The organism is Neptuniibacter sp. QD48_55, assembly GCF_047778115.1.
Classification (GTDB): Bacteria; Pseudomonadota; Gammaproteobacteria; order Pseudomonadales; family Balneatricaceae; genus Neptuniibacter.
Map to the genome: position 1 here is coordinate 639,384 of NZ_CP180555.1, position 23,041 is coordinate 662,424.

Consider the following 23,041-nt stretch of genomic DNA (forward strand, 5'->3'; position numbering starts at 1 on the left):
GCTAGTTAAATAGATATGCTTCTTAACCAAAAACCATCTCAGAAAAAAGCTGTCAGCGATAAGCAGCAAAGGTACATGCGTGGAATACAAACTGGCGCTGAGGCTTTGAACGAGGTGCTTTAGTTAGGGACTTGGTTTGTTTGAAATCGGGTTCCGGTTGTCGAATGAAGGATTTTGAATGATATTTTCCGGAAGAATACATGATTGGTGCGTTAGCCAGGAAAGTCGGATTCGAGACGGTCTTGCTTTTCTAAACGACCATAAACACCGAACGGTAATTTGTATAGATGGACATGGGAAGTTAGGCGGGACATTCAGCCTTGGTGATCTTAACAGATGGATGCTAACTACTGAAGAAATAGACTTAAATCGCCCTCTTTCTGATGTCATGAACTTTGATCCAGCGTTTCATATGGTAAAGAATGAACTTGTTTTTGATGTTGATTCTTATAAGCAGTATGAGGTCCTTCCTGTAGTAGATGAGCATAAGAAAATCATTGGTGTATTACACCGAAGGAACAGTAGAACTGTAAAAATAGCAGATTTTGAAATAGGTGAAGGCCATTCTCCGTTTATGATCGCAGAGATAGGAAATAACCATAATGGTTCATTAGAGAATGCTATTGAATTAATTGATCTTGCCAAGGAAACAGGAGCGCACTGTGCAAAATTTCAGTTGCGGAACATGGATGAGTTGTACGGTGATATTGATGATGCTTCAGAGAATTTAGGAGCGCAGTATACACTGGATTTATTAAAACGCTTTCAACTGAGAGATGATGATCTAATTAAAGCTCTTGAGTATGCCAAGTCAGTAGGCTTGGTACCACTATGTACTCCTTGGGATGAAAAAAGTGTTGATCTACTGGAAACGGTTGGTGTCCCTGCGTATAAAATTGCATCTGCAGATTTGACCAATCATCGGTTGATTAGATACGTCGCAAAAACCGGAAAACCTCTTATCTGCTCAACAGGAATGGCTAGGGAAGATGAAATACTTGAAACTGTTAAAGTTCTTAAGAGTTGCGGCGCACAGTACATACTCCTGCATTGTAATTCGACTTACCCTGCCCCCTTTAAAGATGTGAATTTGAGTTATCTGCCTCGACTAGCTGATTTAGGTGATTGCCCAATTGGGTATTCTGGGCATGAACGAGATGTAAATGTTGGTATAGCTGCAGTTGCATTAGGTGCAAGTATAATAGAAAAGCATTTTACGACAGATAGAACGTTGGAAGGTAATGACCATAAAGTAAGCCTCATGCCCTCTGAATTCGCGATGCTGAGCAAGGGAGTTTCCCAGGTATTTGAAGCGATTGGCTCGGATTCTGAGAGGACAATTACGCAGGGTGAAATGATGAATAGGGTCACCTTGGCGAAGTCTATTTATGCTGCCTGTGATAAAGAGGCAGGTGAGTATATTACTGAGGGAGATGTGGTGATAAAAAGCCCAGGTAGAGGGTTGCAACCCAATTATTTGGCTGAGCTACTTCAGAAACCATTAAAGCGTTCGATAAAAAAAGGAGAAGCATTTTACCCTGATGACATATTGGAAGGGATTGTTAAACCTAGATCTGACTATAGCTTTTGGAGTAAATGGGGCATTCCTGTTCGGCATCATGACTATGTGAAATTATACAGTGTTGTGAAGTGCCCAATGCTTGAGTTTCATTTGAGCTACAAAGATCTGGAACTTAATCATAAAGACTACTTCAAGGATAAGATTGATAGCCATCTAGTTGTGCATGCTCCAGAGCTGTTCTACGGGGACCATACTCTCGATCTTACAAGTTCGGATGAAGAATATCGTTTGCATTCAATAGCGGAAATGCGAAAGACGATAGAAGTAGTTAAAGCAATTAAGCCTTTCTTTAAAAATGCCAATGAAAGAATTGGATTGGTTACTAATGTCGGTGGTTTTAGTGATGATGCTCCTTTAAGTAGAAGAGATATTAGAGAAAGGACAGAGCTTCTTAAAAAATCATTAGCTGAGCTGAATGATTCTGAGGTTGAAATTTTACCGCAGACCATGCCTCCATTCCCGTGGCACTTTGGAGGGCAGCAATTTCATAATTTGTTCTTAGATGGCGATTGGATTGTAGAATTTTGTGAAGAAACGGGTATGCGGGTTTGCTTAGATGTGTCTCATAGTGCCTTGGAATGTAACCATTCAAAAACATCTTTATCGAGATTTTTGGATAAAGTTCTGCCTTATACAGCGCATTTGCATCTGGCTGATTCACTTGGTGTTGATGGTGAAGGTCTGCAAATTCACGAAGGTGATGTTGATTGGGCGGTTGTCGCTGAGAAGATGAAACAGCACTGCCCAGAAGCAACCTGGCTCCCTGAGATATGGCAGGGGCATGAAAATGGCGGTCAAGGTTTTTGGGTGGCCTTAGAACGATTGGAAAAGGAAGGTTTTTAATGATTACTGCGATAATACCAGCGCGAGGTGGCTCTAAAAGGTTACCAGGCAAGAATATTAAACTGCTGAACGGTCGCCCTTTGATTTTTCATTCATTGGACGCTGTTTTGGGGCATGGAGAAATCTCTAAAGTTGTCTTTACGTCTGATGATGATGAGTATCTACATTTGGTGGAGAAGGAGTATGGAAATTCAGTGGTTCTGGAGAAGAGGCCTGATACATATGCCAGTGATACTAGAAAAGTGCATGATGAGATAGTTAGGTTGAAAGAGAGCAAAGTTATTGAATCAGAATGGTTCATGCTCTGTTTGCCAACGGCTCCTTTGAGAAGCTTCGAAACCGTTAAAAGGATGCTGGTTGATTGGAAGCAAGATAAAGAGGCAAGATTCTCGGCTTCTGAATACGACTTCCCTATTCAGTTCGCGTTTGAAATAGATTCTGATAACAATTGGTCGCCGATCTCGGATGAGTCGCCAATGATTACAGGTAATACGCGTTCACAAGATATTCCTGTTAGGTATAGGCCTAACGGCGCGATGTACCTGCAGAAAACTGAGACGTTAGGTCGAACAAAAACGTTTTATTTAGAGGCTAAACCATTTCTTATGGACTCAAGCGAAAGTGTAGATGTCGATACTGAACTGGATTTTAAAATTGCTGAAATAGTTATGAAAGAACAGCAGGTATAAATATGGATTACGAAGGAATTATGCCAGGTTTGACAATTAGCTCTCCGTTATTTTTTTATGATGATGAGCGAATTGACTATGGAACGTTGGGGCGTTACTTAGATGACGTATGTGCGAATGATAATGTAAGTGCTGTATATAGCATGGCTTACAATACGCGCTATAGAATGTTAGATGACGATGAGGTTTATGAAGTTAATAAGTTTATCGTTGAGCGAGTGAAAAAGAATAATAAGAAAGTATATGTTGGTCACCCTTATGTGTTCACATCAAAGGTATTGGATAATTATTTGAAAAAGATTTCAATGCTTCCTGTGGATGGTGTTTCGATGCTTTATCCAGAGCGTTATTATGGAATAGATGAACCAATTATCGAATTTTTAAATGCTCCTGTGAAATATGGCCTTAACATTGTTTTGCATGAAATGAAGCTAGTGTCAGGGTTTAATGGTGAATTAATTAATTGGCCTGCATCTTTGCTACAGAAAGTTTTCAAAGAAGTTGATTTAGTTGCTGTAAAAGAAGACAGTAAAGATGACCAAATAACCGATCTTGTTTTGGATTTATGTAAAGAAAATAATGTTCATTGTGTATTGGCGGGTGGAGGAAAAGTCCGTGCGCAGCGTTTCTTTGATAAGGGGTTAACAACATGGCTAAACGGTAGCACCATGTTTGCTCCGATGCTGATTGATAGAACTTATAAGGCTTTTCTAGAATCAGATACAAAGTACACAGAATATTACCTTTTAAATATTGAAAAACCATTTTTTGAAAATATTGTAGCTAAGCATGGGTGGCATCTTGCTCATAAAGCAGCATTGGAATTTATGGGGTATGGAAAAAGATTTGAAAGATTTCCTCATGCTGTGGTGTCACAAGAAGACTATGAAAAATTGTTACCAGTCTTGAGAAATATAAAACATTCAATAAATGAGCTGGAAAATCTTTAATGAAACAACATAGAGGCTTAGCTTCTGATATGGTGGTAGTTAAAACTATATCAAATAAGTTAGGTATGGGGTACGGACATATTGTTCTATGCTCCTTTTTTCTTGCTCTATTTGATGCATTTTCAATATCTTTTGTTTATGTCTCTTTATCAAAGATGATGGGGGGAGATAGTAATTTAATTACAAAATTCTTGGATGAAAATATAGGTGTAAAAGCAGAGGTATATTTTTTTGTTGCATGCTTTTCATTCTTGAGCCGTTCTTTGGTCATGTATTTTGTTGAAAGAATGATGATCTGTTATTCCCAGTGTATTCAGGTTGTGCTCAGAACTAAGATATCAGAAGTGTTTCTTAAAAAAGGTTTTGTAGGGCAGATTCATGATATTCATGACCTGTTGACGAGGCAGGTTATGCAATTTGGCAACGTTGTGGTGTTGTCTCTATTGAAAATACATAGTGATTTTTTTGCGATTTCAATAATACTGGCAACAAGCTTGATACTGCTTCCAAAAGAAACGTTAATTGTGTTTGCCACTATATTTGTTTTAGTTGCAGTTGCTTATCTGATTTTCTCTAGAACAATAAGAGCTAAAGGTGCTCATACGAATGAGTTGTCTGCACGTTTATCCTCCCTGTTTGATGTGATTATTAGGCATCAAAAAGACATTGTGACACATAGTGCGAACAGTTTCTTTCTGCATAAAATAGAAAATAGAGCAAAAGATGTATCTGAAAATAATGAATATGCTTTGTGTTCGGCTATTTTAATTCGTTACTCAGTTGAAATTCTGTTTGGTTTAGGGCTAGTTTTGGTCGGAGCTCTAATTGTAATAGGTTATCTTGGAAAAGATGAAGTTCCGCTGATCGGTACCTTTTTAGTTATTGCGTTAAGAACTCTGCCTGTAGGTTATTCATTTTTTCAGCATATGATTCGGATTAAATATGCAGGTGCATCAGTAGAAAAAATACAGGAATTTCTTACGAGCGATGAAGAATCATCCAAGGATAAAAACACAGCAACGATAAACAAATCAATTCCATTTAATTCACTGCAAGTAAGTAACCTCAGTGTATCTAATAGTAATCAATCTCTTAATAGATTAAAGCGGCTTAGTTTTTCTATAGGAATGGGCGATAGATTGGCAATTGTTGGTCGATCTGGAGTTGGTAAATCGACCCTTATTAATGTTCTCTCCGGTTTTATACCCTTTGAAGAGGGCAAAATTGAGTGGGAGTTTGGAGGTGAAAAATATTCGGCTTTAGAGGTGCAAGCTAAAATATCAATGGTAAGTCAGACTCCTTTAGTGCTTGAAGGTACCATCAGTGAGAATATTTGCTTAGGAACCGCCTACAACGAAAGCCTTCTTATAGCTGTAATTGAAAAGTTAGATTTGGCTTCATCGTTCAAGCTAAATTCTAAAGAATTATTAAACTATTCTGTTGAGGATGCAGGCATTAATGTATCGGGCGGACAGCGTTATAAGATAGCTATAGCCCGAGCTTTGTATCATCAAAATGACGTTTTGATTTTTGACGAGCCTACAGCTGCATTGGATGAGTCGAGCCGTACAGAATTGATCAATCTGTTTAAGTCCTTAGCTGGCGATGTGTCTATCATAGTTGTGACTCATGATGAGATGTTGGAAAAGAGTTTTAATAAAGTTATTAAATTGTGATAAGTGCCTGTGAGTATATATATAGATTTTGATGGAACTTTATGTCTAAACAAATTACAGCATTATCAAGCATTCAAGGAAGCATTGCTTCAATTGAAAGTTGATAAACCTATGCCTGTAGACTGGTTTGGTTTAACTACTCACCAGGTCTATGAATCTATGGGGCTGAGATTTATGGGTATAACTTCAGATGAATTTATTAATCTCAAAAGGAAAGAGTATAAAGCTAGAGAGCAGGATTGTTTAATTAGCATTGAAATTGTTAGATTTTTGAAACTATTACCTTCAACTGTAAAAGTAGAGGTCTTTTCTAATGGCACAGGTAAAAGGATAAAGGCCTTTCTAGATAATGAGGGGCTAGATTTGAAGGTTTTTTCCTTTGCTGATATTGGGCTTTCAAAATACAACAAAGAGCACTTTTTGCGATATTTTAACGATGATATTAGTAGCCATAAATTGATCATAGATGATTCAGATACAGTAATCGATCTATGTAACTTATGTGGTTTTAAAGGTATAAAATTCGATCCAGAAAAATTTAAGGCAGAAGAAGCGTATGAGATTTATAGTTCCCTTGGCCGGTAAGGGGAAACGATCGGGTTTACAATATCCTAAATCATTATATGTATATAATGGTGAGACAATATTTATTTCTATTGTCAAAAAAATTCAGAAATTTAGTCAGCTTTTAGCTGAAGAAGCTTTTATTACGCTTGTGGTTTCTTCGGATGCTGACAGAGAACTATTTGAAAAAGAATTGACTGATAACTGTTACCCACTCAAAAATATTAATTTTGTAATACAGTCCTCAGAACCAGGGACCGCATCAGCAATCTATGATGCTATCGTAAGTACCGAGAATGAAAATGTCAGCATTCTAGTAGTATGGGGCGATTGCATAGGTTTCAGGACTGATACACTTATGAATCTTATGGCACAACCAGAAATTTCACAACTGGGTATACATATACCCGGTTTTTTTGAGAAGAATTGCTACACAGTTTTTCGGTTAGCTTCAGGTAATCGAGTCGTCGATGCTTTTCCGACGAAAGGGCATGGTAAAGTCTATGATGAATATACCGACATAGGTGTTTTTTATATTCCTGATGTTGATTTTGTAAAAGAGGCTCTTGGTAGATATGTTGAGTCTGATAAAGTTGGTGAAAGTTGTTTTATAAAATTTATTAAATATGGTTTAAAAGACGGGATTTCTTCTTTTTTTTACGAAATTAGCTCAAAAGAAGAAAAGCAGGGTTTTAACAGCATGGAAGATATTGATGGATAAATGTGATGTTATTGTAGTTACCTATAATAGGCAACCGTATCTTAAAGAGCTTCTATCATCTATATCTTCTGAAGCTGAATTGATCGGGCGGGTTGTCGTTTATGATGATGTTAGCAATGATGGAACGTTGGATTATTTATACGGAAATATAAATAATTTTCCATTTGAAATAATAGTGATAGAAAATCAGACAAAATCTAAGTCGGTTGGCCGGTCTAGGAATGTTGCTCTTGACTATGTGACTTCAGATTATGTGGTAGTTCTAGATGATGATGATGTTTTTCCTCCTTATAAAATTCGTAAAACAATAGAGCTAATGAAAAATTCAGGTGGAAATTGGGTAATTGGATCTTGCATCGAGTTCAGTGAAAATTCCGAGGCGTACATACCTGCTCCGAAAGATTATAAAAAGAGTTTATTCGGAACAAATAACATACGTTGGGCTACGACTGGATTTAGAAGCTCAGTTTTGAAAGAAGTTGGGTTTGATGAAGATGTAAAGATAATTACGGACTGGGTTTTGTATTGTGACCTCATCCATAACGGGTATGAACCAATAATAAGTGAGAGATGTCTAGCTTTTTATAGGTTGCATCCTGGTGCAGTGTCAAGAAAATATAATGTTTTGTTAGATGACTTCAGTCAACTGAAGTGCTATGAAAATTATAAAGATTTTAATATTGAAGCATATCAGCATAGGACAAGTCTTATTTGTATGGTTCAAGATAAATTATATTTTAAAGCGTTGCGCTTACATACGAGTATGTTTTTTAAATTAGGTCTTTATAAATTTATAAGGTTTATACCTATTTTGCTTCCTGGTTTTATTGAATGGTATTTTAAAAGGCGTTCGTTGAATTGATGGTGAAGAGCAGTTTATTAAAAAAAATTGCTGCCATCTATGCAGCGGCATCACAAGGTGATGCAATAGATGAGCAGAAACTTAAAGATGAATATCTGGTAGTTGAGCGTTGGCGCAGAGTAGGACCTCAATTTTCGATTGGAACTTGGTGTAGCGACTTTGACTGGCAACAAAAAATTTTAGACACATCAAAACTATCATTCAAAGAATATATATACTTTTTGCGTGTGGGTTTTCAGAATATATTGTTTATTCTTTTATTCTTCTTTAAAGTTTTCCTTTCTAAAGTTTGCGTAAGGAAAACTCAAGGGGAATTGAAGCGAGTTGTTGTGGGTTATTCCGTCAAAGGTGTAACTGAAAGGGTGGTTTATCCTTTCGATTGTCCTGAAGACGATCCTGCAGACTTTAAAATCGTGTTCAATAGTTGGGGGGGGGTGCCTTTTCAGGTATGTAGTTTGATTTCATTTAGCTCCTTTCTTTATGGCCTACTTGTTTTTTTAAAGGCTGTTTCAAGGAGTGAAATGAAAAATTTATCGGATTACTTTTATTTCTTTAAAGAGGTTTTAGATTTTCATTGCTTCTTGCATTTCATACTAGTGCATAGTCTGGTTTCTAAATACAGTGGTATCCAAATTTTCGTACTTTCTGAAGGGTTTTCTCGAGAGTATTGCTCCAATTTAGCAGGTAGGGGCAATGTTAGCTTTCTCAACGTCTCGCCTACAATTAATATTGCGCGGCTAAATACCATATATTCTTATTTTCAATTTGGTAGCTCGCTCAGGTTTAGGTTTTTGTCTAAAAAGGACTGGCTAGAAAGACCATATGCTACATCAAAAGAGCAGATTTCTATAAACGAATTATTGGAAACACTAAACACTAAAGGGAAAACTGTGGTTGTTGTGGAAGGATATTCGTCAGAAAGTAGAAAAGAATGTAGAGCTTTGTTTTGCTTCTTGGAAAAAAAGCTTAACGTTACTGTAAAGTATAAAGCTCACCCAAGGCACTCGAACGAAGAATGTCAGGTTGATGCAGATGATGTTGCTTTATGCTGTTTTACTAGTCAGTATTCTCTACTTCGGTGGGTGAGTGATACTAATTCAGAGAACTATTATTATTGCTGGGGTGATGATTCGTTTCATCCAGCTCCATATTCTAGCATTAAAATTATAAAGGATATGCTATGAAAGATGTGCTTGTTTTTTCTGGTGGTCGTGGAAGTTCTACTTTAATTAAGGCTCTTGTTAAAGAGCCTAATCTCAGACTGAATATTCTAGTTAATGCTTATGATAATGGGCTTTCTACAGGTGTAATCAGAGAAGTTTTTGGGATATTAGGTATATCTGATATAAGGAAGACTATCGGTACCGTTCTGAAAAATGATGTCTTTTCAGAAATTTTAGAAGAAAGAGTTAAAATTACGCACAAAAAAGAACTTTTTAGCTTCTTTGACTTTGGCGTTAAAAAAATTCTAGATGCCACGCCTGAGGGAAATAGAAGATATATTGAAAAGTTAGCAGCTGATGCTCGGAAGCTGCTTGAAAGTTTTGAATTGCCTGAAGATGAATATGCATTCGGAAATATTTTGATGGTTCCTCTGTTTAAGTCATCTAATATTAATTCGGCTATTTCTACTTTTCTTAAGGCTCTTGGTTCTAAACATCGTGTTTATGTTAATTCGCAGGAAAATTTGTACTTGGTAGCTGTAACTCAATCAGGGCATGTTTTATTGGATGAGGCTGAAATTGTTGGTGGGCGTTCTTCAGTAAGTATAGAAAAGATATATCTGCTACAAAAAGATCACTTGGAAATCGCTGAGAAATTATCTGCTGAAAATGATTTATTTGAATTAGTTGAGTTTTTAAAAGTTAATAATGTGTATCCTGTTATGGCTGATGCGGTTTGTGATGCTGTAGTTGCTAGTGATTATATATTTTATGCTCCAGGTACACCTCATTCCTCGTTATATCCTACCTACGTCACTACGGGTTTGGCTGAAGCAATTATTAAATCAAATGCAAAAAAAGTTTTTGTTTCTAATATAGGGGCAGATTACGAAACACCGAGCTATCGTCTGTCAGACTATATTATTTCTACAGTGTCTTATTTGAATGCAGATACAAGCCAATACCTTGCGGAAGATCTCATTGATGTTGTATTGGCTAGTAAAGGTTCATTGGTAGATAGGACTAAGGTGGTTCTTGATACTAAACATAAGGTTTTCAATGGTCTTGAGGTTTCTGTGGACTCTTTTGAAAGTGTGGAACATTCAGGAAGGCACTCAGTCGAAGCTTTTACGAATTTCTTCAATAGAGCTCAATTTGAATGGTAGCACTCGCAATAACTTTAACGGGGCTTGCGCTTTCGTCATTTTTTCTGAGGGCTGGGTGGCTCGCATTTTCTATTAGTGCCCCGCTTGCTGTGGGAGCATGGCTCATATCTTTTGATTTCGGCTTCGGGTATAGAACTGTATCGTTCGAAACTATTGTTCTACTTCTGTCGTTTCCTTTATGGGCTTTAATTTGTGAATCATTTGTCAAGCTGTCCAATAAAGAGCAGATTTCCCTTAGAGTAACTTTCGAAAGTAAAGGTTTTAACTATTTCGATTTCTTTACTCTGTTATTACTCTTTGTTGGTGTTTTTGCTTTTTTACTTAAGGTTAGTCTGTATTTTGATCATGTTTTTTCGTCGGCGTTTATTAAACTAATTATTGAAGATCCTGAACTTATCGCCAAAAAATTTGCTTCTGGTTATTCTTCTTTGCATTATTTGGGTTTTTTAGGCTTGGTTTATCTTCCGCTTTGTTCTAGGGGGACTGCTATTTGGAAAGTTAATGTTGTATTTACTTTTCTATATTTAATTACCTTGCTCCTTCTTATGATAAAGGTGCAGATTGTTTTGGCTTTTTCTTTGCTGTTATGGTCTTTTTTTCTTACCAGAGGGTTTAATAAAAAGTTTGTATTATTAACTACGGCTGTTGTCTTTATTGGGGTGGTAATTACTCTATATGATAATTATAAGCATAGTAATAATTTTCTGACTAGCTTTGAGTTTCTTTTAAGGTATCTCGGTGGAAGTGTGATTGGGTTAGATTACTTTCTTAATAATAGGGAGTATTCCGAATACTTTTCATATAAGGGGTATTTTTGTGCTCGGTATAATCCGGTTTTTAATTATTTGGGTATGGAACAATTTGAATATCCAGATAAGGTTTTTATCAATATTGGTGATAATGCGGGGACTGTAAATACAGGGACAATGGTTCAGTCTTTTGTTCAGGATTTTGGGGTCTTAGGAGCATGTTTTGCCTGGATTATAACGTCAGTAGTTTTCTATATGATGCTTATTTTGAGTAAAGGTACTAGTGTGCTTTCTAGGTTTGCCAGTGTCTATGTTGTTTTCTTTCTTGCCTCTTGCTCAGTATTCTTTATTGGTAATGCAATCTTAAAGCTAGAAATAGTTCTGTGTTTATTTGTGCATCTGATGTTAATGATTCTATTGGCTCTAATTGATAAAATCTTTTCTCAAGATATGGAGCCCTCTTCATGTGCGGTATAGCTGGTTTAATTAGTAACTCCTGTTCCTTCGATGGAAGTGCCTTGCAGGTTAGAGGAGAGGCTTTTGCTGATTTACTTTCTCGTAGGGGGGGGGATGGTACCGGTACGCGAATAATCGATGGCAATTTATTTGTCCATACACGCCTTGCAGTACAGGATCTATCCTCCGCAGGTGCCCAGCCGATGGTTGATCCTACAGGTCGATTTACATTGGTCTATAACGGAGAAATTTACAATGCTCCTCAATTAAGGAGCATCGCTTCTGCTCAAGGTTATTCATTTTTAGGTACGTCTGATACAGAAGCTCTTTTGGCTGTATTCAGTTTATTTGGGGCTGCATGTATATCTAAAATTGAAGGGACTTTTGCTTTTGCGATTTATGACAAGCTGCATAAAAAAACATATTTGGTTAGAGACCGTCTGGGGGTAAAGCCCTTATATTTTGCCAGTTCTTTAGACGCTTTCTTCTTCTGCTCTGAAATTAGCCCTCTGGCAGTTCAGTTAAAACATAAAAGTATTAATCAGCAAAGCCTTCTTGAGTACTTGTGGTTTGGTAGTGTCACAGGTGAAAACTCTTTCTACGCTGAGATTAATGCTGTGCCGCCTGGTTCAGTTGTTACTGTTTCACCGGATAACCAAATAACAGTAGCTAAGTGGTGGGAACTAGAAGAATGGTTAGTAAGTGAAAAGTACAAGTCAATTTCTTCATCCCAAAAGCGCTCTTGTTCTCTTAACTCAGCAATTTCAGAGGCTGTTTCGCGACAGTTAGTTTCTGATCTACCATTGTCTGTTTTTCTCAGTAGTGGAGTGGATTCTAGTATTCTCGCAGCTGAATGTGCTAAGAATAACAAAGATATCTTGGCTGTTACTGCTCGGTTTTCTGCTAATTCAGTTCAGGATGAATCAGTATTAGCTTCGAAAATGGCTAAGTCCTTAGGTCTGCGGCACCATGTTCTAGATATTGATAATAATCAGGTAGAAAGTGATATTTCAGAGTTGCTCTGTTCTTTTGGAGAGCCTTTTGGGGACGCAGCAGCAATTCCTTTATATCAGATGTGTAAACAGTTACGGGCTAATGGTAACAAAGTGGTTTTGCAGGGGGATGGCGGAGATGAGCTCTTCTGGGGGTATAATCGTTATTGTTTAGTTAACCCGCTAATTAGAACAGTGCTTTCAGCGGGTAGTCTTGTTTTGAAAAAGCATAACAGTGATTATTTTGGAAAAGGTGATCGTGTAAATAGGATGCTGCGCGCCTTTAATTCCGTTGAGCCTGCTGAACTTTTTCCCCTTCTATTAACCAGAGAATCAAAGCACGGCAATGTAGAGCAGTTATTCTCTAGCGATTATGTTCAAGGGTTTTCTGCTGAATTAGATCCATTTTCTGCTTACCGCAAGACCAATGAACGTTTCAGCAATGTGTCAAATTTAAGTGATAGATTAAGACTGGTTGACCTTTGCATTCAATTACCTACCCAGTTCTTACCTAAGGTAGATCGTGCCAGTATGGCTGCAAATGTCGAAGCTAGAGTTCCGCTATTGGATGAAATAGTTGTTAAGCATGCGTTACAGTATAAATCACCTACCTTTATGATGCCTAGTGACAGCAAAAAAATACTTAAGAAAGCATATAGTAATGCACTTCCTGAGGCTGTTAAAAAACAGCGTAAACTAGGTTTTACTACGCCTTATAGTGAATGGTTAGATGGGCAACTGAAAAATAGCTTTACAGAGATGTGTCTTGATCCTGCTTTCTCACGTTATTTTAATTTTTCGGCAGTATTCTTAGAAAGTATCGTTCGTGGAGATGATCATTCTAGGTGGTCTTATCAATTTATGAGATGGAAATTGTTTATGCTTGCTAAATGGTTTTTTGAGGGTGGACAGATTGAAAGGTAAAATATTGCTTGTAGGCGCTCTACCTCCACCGGTTGGAGGAACTACCATTTCATTCAAGGAGCTTGTTGAATATTTCGATAGTGATGACAATTATCAATTCTTTGATTTGAATCGTTTGAGGTCGAAGTCTGATTTTCTTCGAAGTGTATGGGTGTTATTTCTAATGTTAGTTAGGGCAAAAGTATGGTCTTTTCATGTGAGCGACAATGCAGCAGTTCGATTTTTGCCTATGTTTTGGATATTTTCAAAAGTATTAAGAAGAAAAATAGTTTATCGTCAGTTCGGAGGAGAATTTGTTTCGACATATAATTCACTTCTGCCAATCCAAAAAAGTTTCTTCCGATATACAGTTCTTAAAAGCGATGTGGTTTATTTTCAGACAAAAAAGATGGTTGAGTTCTTTTTAGGGCAGATGCCAGACCAAAACATTCAATGGTTACCTACTTCTCGTAAGTTTGCATCTGAGAATACCACCTTCATGGATAATACCGACTCTCGCTTTCATAGGAAAGTACTTAAGGTCGTTTTTGCTGGGAGGTTATCGCGTCTTAAAGGTGTGGTTGAGCTAATCAATGCGGTGAGAAGCTTTTCCTCAATTGAGCTTGATCTATATGGTCCTGTTGAAGATGACGAAATTCTAAGAATTGTTGATAAGGCTGGAAATGTTTATTACCGAGGTATTGTAGATCGGCAACAGTTAGCGGAAGTCTATGCGGAAGCAGCTGTTTTTGCACTGCCGAGTTATCACCCAGGTGAAGGCTATTCAGGTGCGGTAATAGAAGCTCTGCAATATGGAGTACCGCCTTTAGTGAGTCGCTGGAATGCTTTTGAAGAAATGTTGCCTCAGGATGTTGCTTTTTTTGTTGATCCAAAATCTGAGAAGAGCATTGTTAGTTGTTTAGAAGAAGTTCTTTCGAATAGAGGTTTATTAACTCAAGCATCGCTTAATGCTCTTCTGTATAGTCGGCAGTTCGATCTTGATGTTGTATGCAAAAAAATAGATCAGGATCATAAAGAATGTGCGGCATAGTTGGGGCTATATCTGAAACTCCGTATACTGAAGAAATAAGAAAGTCGCTCGAAGCAATTTCTCATAGAGGTCCAGATAATCAAAGCTCTTTTGTTTCAAATTTCGGGAATCGGGCCTTGTTTTTTGGACACTCTAGGCTCGCTATTAGAGATACTTCTTCTCAGTCGAATCAGCCATTGGTAAGTGATTGTAGTGGGTTTTCTCTGGTTTATAATGGAGAAATTTATAATTTCCGCTTTTTGATTGATAAATATAAGATTCCATCTAAATTTCAGAAGTCTGATAGCTTAATATTATTTTACCTATTAATTGATGTGGGCGAAGAATGTTTGGCTGATCTAAATGGGATTTTCGCATTTGCTTTCTTTGATAAACAAAATAAGAGGTTTATTTTAGCTAGAGATGCAGTAGGTGCTAAGCCGATATATTACAATTTCAATAATGGTGAGTTGCGTTTTGCTTCGGAGCTAAGGGCACTTAAAGTGCTCGGGGTTGACCCAGAAGTTTCTGAAGAGGAGCTGTTTGAGGCTATGAATTTGGGATATGTATTAGAGCCTAGAACGGGTTTTAGCAATATTACCAAAGTGCCTCCATCACACTATTTGCTCCTCGAAGGTGGGAATGAGCCTATACTAAAGCAATATAACCCGAATATATCAAATAATCCCGATGCGGAATCATTGGTAATTAACTCTATAAAGGGACAGTTGGTTTCTGATGTCCCTATATGCTCGTTCTTTAGTGGTGGAGTTGATTCTAGTGTTCTCGCTTTAATCGGCAAGACACCGTTATTGCATCTTCAATACCCTGAAATGCGTGATAGCACCTATGCTTCTAGAATAGCAGATTATCTAGGGTTGAATCTGCATAAGTTTGAACTGCAGCCTTCTAATAAAACATTAATTGAAGATGCGTTTGAAATTGCTGATGGAGTAGAGGAGCCTATTGCTGATTATACATTTCTTGCCAGTAAACAGTTGTCAGAGCATGCTCAAAAGGCTGGTTATAAAGTTGCGTTGTCAGGAATGGGTGCGGATGAGGCTTTTGGTGGTTATATTCGATATCACTTAATGTCTATAAGACCTGTTCTAAAAATTTTGAGATTTAGGCCTCTTGAAATTGCGACCTCACATATTCTTAAAAAAATGAAGGTGCCGATGAGGAAATATCAGCGCCTCTTTAGCTTTGCACAAGAAAATAATGAATTTCTCGCTTATTCAAGCCTGGTTGGTTACTTTTCTCGTGATGAGCTGGATTCACTTTGGGGGGGGCGCTCTTTTGAGCATCGGAGACGCTTAACGGATACGTGGAGTGGAGACATTGACTCTAGGCTAAGAGGCTACAATTTGGCAAAGGAGTTTGATCGCTTAGGGTTCTTATCACACAATTTGATTGTTGCTGATAAGTCTAGTATGTCGAGGGGGGTTGAGCTTAGAGTTCCGTTTTTAGCAGAAGAAATATACTTTTCAAGCTCCCCTTCTGTTAAGGGGTTAAGTCACTTGTTTCGTGGTGGCAAAGGGGTCCTGAAAAATATCCTGTTTAGGTCGATATCTAAAGCCTTTTTCAGTAGGCCAAAAGAAGGCTTTAATCCTCCGCTGGATAAAGCTGTAGAGTGTCTTGGTGAAGATGAGTTGATCGCCTTTTTCCGTGAGGGCAAGCTTGTTGAGTATATTTCAATGGCTGCTTTACAAGAATTAATTACGAAACATTTTGATAGAACAGAAGATAATACCTACAAAATATGGTCCTTGATTTTCTTTGAGCAATGGTTAAGGCGATGGTCAAATTGATATGGGTATAGGGAGTAAGAATGAGTTTTAAGAAAATTTCAGTCATCGGGCTGGGATATATAGGACTACCAACAGCAGCAATGTTTGCTTCTCGTAAAGTAAGTGTAAATGGAGTGGATGTTAATGCTGAGGTTGTGGATACCATAAATAAGGGGGGAGTGCACATTGTTGAACCTGATCTGGAAATGCTTGTACGTGGTTCAGTAAATGCAGGATACCTAAAAGCTAGTTTGGAACCTGAAGTTTCAGATGCTTTTCTTATTGCGGTGCCAACCCCCTTTCAGGATAACCTGGAACCTGATTTGAAATTTGTCAAGCAGGCAGCCAACTCGATAGCTCCTTTTCTTAAGAAAGGGGATCTGGTGATTTTGGAATCAACTTCCCCAGTGGGAACCACCGAAAAGGTTGCTAGGTGGCTATCAGAAGCGCGGCCTGATTTGGTCGTTCCTGCATCTAATCGGCATGAAGCTGATATCAATATCGCATATTGTCCGGAAAGAGTATTGCCTGGTCATATAGTCAAAGAGTTAGTGGCAAATGATCGGATTGTTGGAGGGATCAGTGATGTTTGTGTTGAGAGAGCAATTGAACTCTATAGAACATTTGTAACGGGTGACTGCTTGAAAACAAATGCACGAACTGCGGAAATGGCAAAATTGACTGAGAATGCTTCACGCGATGTGAATATTGCGTTTGCTAATGAGCTATCTCTTATTTGTGATAAGCTAGATATAGATGTTTGGGAATTGATCGAATTGTCCAATAGACATCCTCGAGTTAATATTTTGCAGCCTGGCCCTGGTGTTGGAGGTCACTGCATTGCTGTTGATCCTTGGTTTATTGTTAGCTCTGCTCCAGAGGAATCTAGATTGATTCAGACAGCTCGCATGGTTAACGATGCTAAGCCTGAGTGGGTGCTTTCAAAAATAATGACTGAATGTACCCGCTTTTTAAACAATAATAGCTCTAGAACAATGTCGGATTTAACGGTCTCTTGTCTTGGTTTGTCCTTCAAGCCCGATATCGATGACCTTAGGGAAAGCCCCGCTTTGGCAATCTTTACAAAACTAGTGAATGAATTTTCATGCCGAGTACTCGCTTGTGAGCCCAATATAGAGGTGTTGCCAGCTAGTTTTAACTCTTCTGCCACTCTATGTGATATAGATGAAGCTATGAAAGAGGGAGATATTATTGTTTTGTTAGTCGATCACAAAGAGTTTAAGTTGCTGGATCTAGGGGATATAGAGAATAAATATGTCGTAGATACCCGTGGTGTCTTTAGGTGATTAATAATATGTCTTTCCGAAAAAAGGTACTTTGTATTTTTGGAACTAGGCCTGAAGCGATTAAAATGGCACCTTTGGTTATCGCTTTACGTGGGGATGACTTTTTTGAAGTAAAGGTGGCAGTAACTGCTCAGCACCGTGAAATGATGGATCAGGTTTTAGAGCTATTTGATCTTTTACCTGACTATGATCTTGATATCATGCGTCCAGGTCAGGATTTGTACCATGTAACGAGCAATGTTTTGCTTGGTTTGAGGGATATTCTCAGGGATTTTCAGCCTGATATGGTATTGGTCCATGGTGACACTTCAACGACATTTGCAGGAGCTCTGGCTGCTTTCTATCAACAGATTTCGATTGGTCACGTCGAGGCGGGTCTTAGAACTGGTGATATGTCTTCGCCTTGGCCAGAGGAGGCGAATAGAGTTCTTACAGGGCGCTTGGCTAACTGGCACTTTGCTCCCACCGATCGTAATCGCAAAGCGCTTTTATCTGAAGGTGTTGCGGATCAGACTATCTGTGTTACCGGCAATACAGTAATTGATGCTTTAAATGTTGTTATAGAGAAAATCAGTAGCTCTAAAGTTCTGTTGAATCAGATTCAGAGTAATTTAATAGTGGCGGGGCTGCCCATAGATATTTGCTCAAAGCGCTATGTGTTGATTACCGGGCATCGAAGGGAAAATTTTGGAGAAGGTTTCGAGAATATATGCAATGCTTTGAAGGAGTTGGCAGAGGCAAATAAAGATACGCATTTTGTGTACCCCGTACACCTTAATCCTAATGTGAGGACGCCAGTAAATGCAATTTTGAGAGGCTTGGGTAATGTTCACCTTATAGAACCATTGGGTTACGATACCTTTGTTTTCTTAATGAAGAACTCTTACTTTGTCCTAACTGATAGCGGGGGAATTCAGGAAGAAGCTCCTGGCCTTGGTAAGCCTGTCTTGGTTATGAGGGATACTACTGAACGCCCAGAGGCAGTCTATGCGGGTACTGTCAAGTTAGTTGGGACTAAGAGTCACGTGATTATCGAAGAAGTACAGAAACTCTTAGATAGTGACGAACTTTATCGGGTTATGTCGTCAGCACATAACCCTTATGGTGATGGGCAAGCTTGTGCTCGAATAGTCAGTTTTTTGAAAAGCTTATGAGTAAACTCAGCCTGCTGTTCCATACGATCAGGCATTTAAAGCTCAAACAGATTATCTTTCAGCTTTATTATCGTGTTCGACGGCTTAAACCTATAACTATTTCAGAGCCTCAGTTGCATATTCCTGTGATGCAATGGGAGGGGGAATCTTTTCGAAAAACAAGTTCCTTTGATGGAGATTTTTATACATTTCTCAATATAAAGGTTAAGGCTACAGAAGTCTGGAAACAAACTGATTTGCCGAAATTGTGGTTATACAATTTGCATTATCATGACGATTTGAGCTCAGATGCGATTTTCCAAGATAAAGTTGTATGTGAACAGCTTATTTCTAACTGGATTGAAAATAATCCCCCAGTAATTGGTGATGGTTGGGAACCGTATTGTCTATCTCTAAGGGCTGTTAATTGGATTAAATGGTTTTCAGGTTTAGGGCGAGATTGTATTGATGAATCAAAGATTGTGTCTTTAGCATATCAGGTGACTATTCTTGAGAGGCAAATCGAATACCATATTTTTGGTAATCATCTTTTTGTAAATGCTAAGGCGTTGGTTTTTGCAGGTGTTTTCTTTTCGGGCACGGACGCTGAGAGGTGGTTAAGAAAAGGTTTAGCAATTCTAGATCAAGAAATAAAAGAACAGTTTCTTCCTGATGGAGGACACTTCGAACTTTCCCCAATGTATCATGCCAGTTTGATTTGGGATCTCTGTGAGCTAATAAACCTAGGGCAGAAATCAGGGGTTAATGAACTTTCAACTCGTATTTCTGATTGGGGAGAGGTGGTCGTTAGGGGGGTCTGTTGGCTTAAGTATATGGTTCACCCTGATGGTCAAATTTCTTTCTTTAATGATTCTGCTTATGGAGTTGCTCCGACAGTTGCTGATATTGAGCGCTATGCTAAGAAACTAAAATTGATGCCCGATACATCAGTTCCTTTATCCAGAGAACAAGATAGTGTTTTTACTAACTATTTGGAGAACACAGGTTATTATATTATCGATTGGGCTGGGTCTAATAAAGTAATCATTGATATGGCTGAAGTCGGTCCAGCTTATCAGCCTGGTCATGCACATGCTGATACTCTCAGTCTAGAATGGTCAGTTGGTAAGCAGAGAGTATTGGTTAATTCTGGTACATCGGTTTATGGTGTTTCTCCAGAACGCTTAAGACAGAGGCAGACCTCTGCTCATAATACTGTTGTTGTTAATGATTATGATTCCTCTGAAGTTTGGGGGGGATTTCGTGTTGCTCGAAGAGCGCAGGTTAACAATATAAGTTCGACTATTCATGAGGCGGAGGTCGAGGTTTGTGCAAGTCATGACGGCTATCATCGTTTTAATCCTAGTGTGACCCATACCCGACGAATTCATTCTGCTGAGCACGAATTACGGATTGTTGACCATTTAAGCGGCAATTATGGAAAAGCGTATGTTGTTTATCATATCCATCCCGATGCAGAATTGGTAAAAAAGGATGATTTCAGGGTTGATATTAATTTTGAGAATACCTCTATAACGGTGTTAAGCCTCCAAAAGGTAAAGATTCTTGATTCTAGTTGGCATCCAGAGTTCGGTCTGTCGATAAAGAATAAAAAGCTAGTTATTTATTTCTCTAGTGAAGCTGTTGATGTCCTATTTAAGATAAATTAGGTGTTTAGGTTGCGAGTTCTAGTGCTTTCATTTTATTTCTATCCAGATCTCTGTGCGGGTTCTTTCCGTTGTCAGGCTCTGATCAATGAGCTGGCAAAGAGGGAGGGTGTGACAGTTGATCTAATAACAACGATGCCTAATCGTTACGCTTCTTTTGATGTAGATGCTAAAGGCTATGAAGAGATTGGAAATACGCGAGTTCACAGGATTCAATTACCAGATCATAAAAGCGGTTTTCTAGATCAGGCTAAAGCCTTCTTTTCTTATATGCTTGAGGCCCGAAAAATAGCCTCTGCGCAGTCATATGATGTTGTCTTTGCCACTAGTTCTAGGCTATTTACTGCATTTTTGGGCGCGTTAATCGCAAGGCAGAAAAAAACGCCCCTGTATTTAGATATTAGAGACATTTTCGTTGATACGGTTGCAGATATACTTCCTGCACCGATTTTATTTCCTTTGAAACCTTTTTTTGTGTTGGTTGAAAAATACACGTTTAACTCCGCATCAAAAATTAACTTGGTTTCGAAGGGGTTTAGCGGGTACTTTGAGAAAAAATTCCCCGGTAAATTCTATCGCTGGTATACCAATGGTATTGATCCAGACTTCCAGGGCAGTGCTGAATCATCGCCTGAATTAGGAAATGATAGGACGAGATTGTTATATGCAGGCAACATTGGTGAAGGGCAGGGGTTGGATGCGATCATCCCCAAGCTTGCTTTAAGGCTGGGTGAAGATTATGAAATCCTGGTCATAGGTGATGGTGGTAAGAAAGAAAAGCTAAAGCAGAGTTTGAGAGAGATGGGAGTGGATAATGTAACTCTTCGTAATCCTGTGTCCAGAGATCAGTTAATTCGAGAGTATAATCAAGCTGATATTCTCTTTCTGCATTTAAATGATTACCCCGCTTTTGAAAAAGTCATCCCGTCAAAAATTTTTGAATATGCTGCGGTAGGTAAGCCAATTCTTGCCGGTGTTAAAGGTTATCCAAAGACATTCATAGAATCCGAGGTTTCAAATGCTAATACCTTTGATCCTTGTAATGATGTAAGCGCTGAGGCTGCCATTAAAGGTCTAGCACTATCAATAACTGACAGGGAGGAATTTGTGAAGAAATTTGGTCGGGAAAAGATTATGAAAGATTTGGTCGATGATCTGTTAGTGGTCATCGAAGAGAGGGGTGATTCTTGAACGTTCTATTGACTGGAGCTACTGGCTTTATTGGATCTGATGTGTTGAATGCCTGTATCAATAAAGGTTGGCAGGTTTCTGCTTTAGGTAGGAATAAAGTATCGCAATCCAGTAAATGTAAGTTTCATAAAGCTGCATTAGGTAAAGATGCTATTCCAAGCGAAGCTTTTACCGATGTCGATGTGGTTGTTCACTGCGCAGCTAAATCATCTTTTTCCAAATCAGACGATGAGAGTGCTTTAAAGACCGTGAATGTAGACGGAACTATAGCGCTAGCGAGAGCAGCGGCTGAACATGGAGTTAAGCGTTTCATTTTTTTAAGTTCAATAAAGGTGAATGGAGAGGAAACTGAATCTGGAATTCCTTTTCGATTTGACGATCCTCCGCAACCGGAAGATCCCTATGGTCAGAGCAAACTTGATGCCGAGATAGAGTTAAAAGCGTTGAGTAGCAGTAGCAATATGGAGCTTGTAATTATTAGGCCTCCGTTGGTGTATGGAGCAGGAGTTGGTGGTAACTTCGCTAGTTTACTCAACTTGGTGCAGAAGCGAATTGTGATTCCACTGGGTGGTATAAAGAATAAACGCTCACTAGTATCCCTGGATAATCTAGTGGACTTAATTGTTGCTTGTATGAAACACCCCAGTGCTGCAGGTCAGGTTTTCTTGGTTTCGGATAATGACGATACATCTACTTCGGAAATGTTAAAGTTGATGAAAGAAACCCAGAAGGGCAAATGTATTCTGTGCCCGGTTCCAGAATTTCTTATCCGTTTCATGTTTCGGGTAATGGGGTTAAAAGAGGCGGAAAGAAAGTTGTGTTGTGATCTTCAGGTTGATATAGAGCATACTCAGCAAGTTTTGTCTTGGAAGCCGCCTTATACCATGCTAGAGAGCATGAAAAGTTGTCATATAGGAACGGAGAAGTGATAAGGATATTAGATATCTTTTTTTCAGCATTGGGGCTGCTCTTTGGTTTCCCTGTTTTATTGCTGTTGTGTGTGTTGGGGTATTTTGATACTCGCTCTCCTTTGTTTCTTCAAAGAAGGGTAGGTAAGAATAAGAAAGTTTTTGTTCTGGTTAAATTCAGAACTATGAAGCCAGATACGCATTCTGTGGCAAGCCATTTAGTGGATAGTTCATCTATCACCCCGCTAGGAGGCTTTTTACGCAAGACAAAATTAGATGAGTTACCTCAATTGTGGAATGTTCTGAAAGGGGAGATGAGCCTTGTAGGCCCACGACCTTGCTTGCCTACTCAAGAAGAGTTGATAGGAGAAAGGGATCGCCGGGGTGTGTTTGAGGTTCGACCGGGGATAACTGGATTAGCACAAGTCAAAGAAATAGATATGTCCACGCCTGAGCTTTTGGCGTTGACTGATGCAGAAATGATCAAGACGTTCAGTGTCAAGCACTACTTTGTTTATATTTTTCAGACTGTTGCAGGGAAAGGAAGTGGCGACAGGGTAAGACCTAATGAATAGAGTCTTAGAATTTAGTTAAGGGTGATTTATTGTTTTCCATGTTGTCACAAGTTTCCAGAAACAAAAAGCGAGCGATATTTGTACTCTCCGATGCTTGTTTTCTAACGCTCTGTTGCTGGATGAG

General features: G+C 38.6%; 19 protein-coding genes. All 19 read left to right on the plus strand.

Going from position 1 to position 23,041, the window contains the following annotated elements:
* The first annotated feature begins 178 nt into the window (after positions 1–178).
* The 19 genes from ACMXYW_RS02755 to ACMXYW_RS02845 all read left to right on the plus strand — a co-directional run bounded on the left by ACMXYW_RS02755 (position 179) and on the right by ACMXYW_RS02845 (position 22,917).
* Positions 179–2,425: an N-acetylneuraminate synthase family protein gene (locus tag ACMXYW_RS02755; RefSeq protein WP_415905135.1), complete on the plus strand. Its 2,247-nt coding sequence runs from the start codon at positions 179–181 to the stop codon at positions 2,423–2,425.
* Positions 2,425–3,114 (plus strand): cytidylyltransferase domain-containing protein, encoded by a 690-nt coding sequence (locus ACMXYW_RS02760; RefSeq protein WP_415905136.1) that lies wholly within the window; start codon positions 2,425–2,427, stop codon positions 3,112–3,114. The genes ACMXYW_RS02755 and ACMXYW_RS02760 overlap by 1 nt, the downstream gene beginning before the upstream one ends.
* A gap of 2 nt (positions 3,115–3,116) precedes the next feature.
* Entirely contained in the window at positions 3,117–4,064 is a 948-nt protein-coding gene (locus ACMXYW_RS02765; RefSeq protein ID WP_415905137.1) for a hypothetical protein, read from the plus strand.
* Positions 4,064–5,740 carry an ATP-binding cassette domain-containing protein gene (locus tag ACMXYW_RS02770; RefSeq protein WP_415905138.1) on the plus strand — a complete coding sequence of 559 codons (1,677 nt, stop codon included), beginning with the start codon at positions 4,064–4,066 and terminating at the stop codon, positions 5,738–5,740. The genes ACMXYW_RS02765 and ACMXYW_RS02770 overlap by 1 nt, the downstream gene beginning before the upstream one ends.
* Positions 5,741–5,749: 9 nt before the next feature.
* On the plus strand, positions 5,750–6,325 hold the full coding sequence (locus ACMXYW_RS02775; RefSeq protein ID WP_415905139.1) for a hypothetical protein: 576 nt from the start codon (positions 5,750–5,752) through the stop codon (positions 6,323–6,325).
* Positions 6,297–7,025, plus strand: coding sequence for a hypothetical protein (locus ACMXYW_RS02780; protein WP_415905140.1), 729 nt, complete (start codon positions 6,297–6,299; stop codon positions 7,023–7,025). Before ACMXYW_RS02775 ends, ACMXYW_RS02780 begins: the two co-directional genes overlap by 29 nt.
* Complete coding sequence (locus ACMXYW_RS02785) at positions 7,018–7,887, plus strand: glycosyltransferase family 2 protein (RefSeq protein ID WP_415905141.1); 870 nt, start codon at positions 7,018–7,020, stop codon at positions 7,885–7,887. The genes ACMXYW_RS02780 and ACMXYW_RS02785 overlap by 8 nt, the downstream gene beginning before the upstream one ends.
* Positions 7,884–9,071, plus strand: a complete 1,188-nt coding sequence (locus tag ACMXYW_RS02790; protein ID WP_415905142.1) for a hypothetical protein — start codon at positions 7,884–7,886, stop codon at positions 9,069–9,071. Before ACMXYW_RS02785 ends, ACMXYW_RS02790 begins: the two co-directional genes overlap by 4 nt.
* Entirely contained in the window at positions 9,068–10,216 is a 1,149-nt protein-coding gene (locus ACMXYW_RS02795) for a 2-phospho-L-lactate transferase CofD family protein (protein ID WP_415905143.1), read from the plus strand. Before ACMXYW_RS02790 ends, ACMXYW_RS02795 begins: the two co-directional genes overlap by 4 nt.
* The gene (locus ACMXYW_RS02800) at positions 10,210–11,442 is read left to right on the plus strand and encodes a hypothetical protein (protein WP_415905144.1); all 1,233 of its coding nucleotides are present in this window, start codon (positions 10,210–10,212) and stop codon (positions 11,440–11,442) included. The genes ACMXYW_RS02795 and ACMXYW_RS02800 overlap by 7 nt, the downstream gene beginning before the upstream one ends.
* The gene (asnB, locus tag ACMXYW_RS02805) at positions 11,430–13,337 is read left to right on the plus strand and encodes an asparagine synthase (glutamine-hydrolyzing) (RefSeq protein WP_415905145.1); all 1,908 of its coding nucleotides are present in this window, start codon (positions 11,430–11,432) and stop codon (positions 13,335–13,337) included. Before ACMXYW_RS02800 ends, asnB (ACMXYW_RS02805) begins: the two co-directional genes overlap by 13 nt.
* The gene (locus tag ACMXYW_RS02810; protein WP_415905146.1) at positions 13,327–14,367 is read left to right on the plus strand and encodes a glycosyltransferase family 4 protein; all 1,041 of its coding nucleotides are present in this window, start codon (positions 13,327–13,329) and stop codon (positions 14,365–14,367) included. Before asnB (ACMXYW_RS02805) ends, ACMXYW_RS02810 begins: the two co-directional genes overlap by 11 nt.
* Positions 14,355–16,157: an asparagine synthase (glutamine-hydrolyzing) gene (gene asnB, locus ACMXYW_RS02815; RefSeq protein WP_415905147.1), complete on the plus strand. Its 1,803-nt coding sequence runs from the start codon at positions 14,355–14,357 to the stop codon at positions 16,155–16,157. The genes ACMXYW_RS02810 and asnB (ACMXYW_RS02815) overlap by 13 nt, the downstream gene beginning before the upstream one ends.
* A 20-nt stretch (positions 16,158–16,177) precedes the next feature.
* The gene (gene wecC, locus ACMXYW_RS02820) at positions 16,178–17,443 is read left to right on the plus strand and encodes a UDP-N-acetyl-D-mannosamine dehydrogenase (RefSeq protein ID WP_415905148.1); all 1,266 of its coding nucleotides are present in this window, start codon (positions 16,178–16,180) and stop codon (positions 17,441–17,443) included.
* A gap of 8 nt (positions 17,444–17,451) precedes the next feature.
* Positions 17,452–18,597: a non-hydrolyzing UDP-N-acetylglucosamine 2-epimerase gene (gene wecB, locus ACMXYW_RS02825; protein ID WP_415905149.1), complete on the plus strand. Its 1,146-nt coding sequence runs from the start codon at positions 17,452–17,454 to the stop codon at positions 18,595–18,597.
* Complete coding sequence (locus tag ACMXYW_RS02830; protein WP_415905150.1) at positions 18,594–20,246, plus strand: heparinase II/III family protein; 1,653 nt, start codon at positions 18,594–18,596, stop codon at positions 20,244–20,246. Before wecB ends, ACMXYW_RS02830 begins: the two co-directional genes overlap by 4 nt.
* Positions 20,247–20,354: 108 nt before the next feature.
* On the plus strand, positions 20,355–21,434 hold the full coding sequence (locus ACMXYW_RS02835) for a glycosyltransferase family 4 protein (RefSeq protein ID WP_415905151.1): 1,080 nt from the start codon (positions 20,355–20,357) through the stop codon (positions 21,432–21,434).
* Positions 21,431–22,363, plus strand: coding sequence for an NAD-dependent epimerase/dehydratase family protein (locus ACMXYW_RS02840; protein ID WP_415905152.1), 933 nt, complete (start codon positions 21,431–21,433; stop codon positions 22,361–22,363). The genes ACMXYW_RS02835 and ACMXYW_RS02840 overlap by 4 nt, the downstream gene beginning before the upstream one ends.
* A complete protein-coding gene (locus tag ACMXYW_RS02845; RefSeq protein ID WP_415905153.1) occupies positions 22,360–22,917 on the plus strand; it encodes a sugar transferase in 558 nt (185 codons plus the stop codon). The genes ACMXYW_RS02840 and ACMXYW_RS02845 overlap by 4 nt, the downstream gene beginning before the upstream one ends.
* The last annotated feature ends 124 nt before the right edge of the window (positions 22,918–23,041 follow it).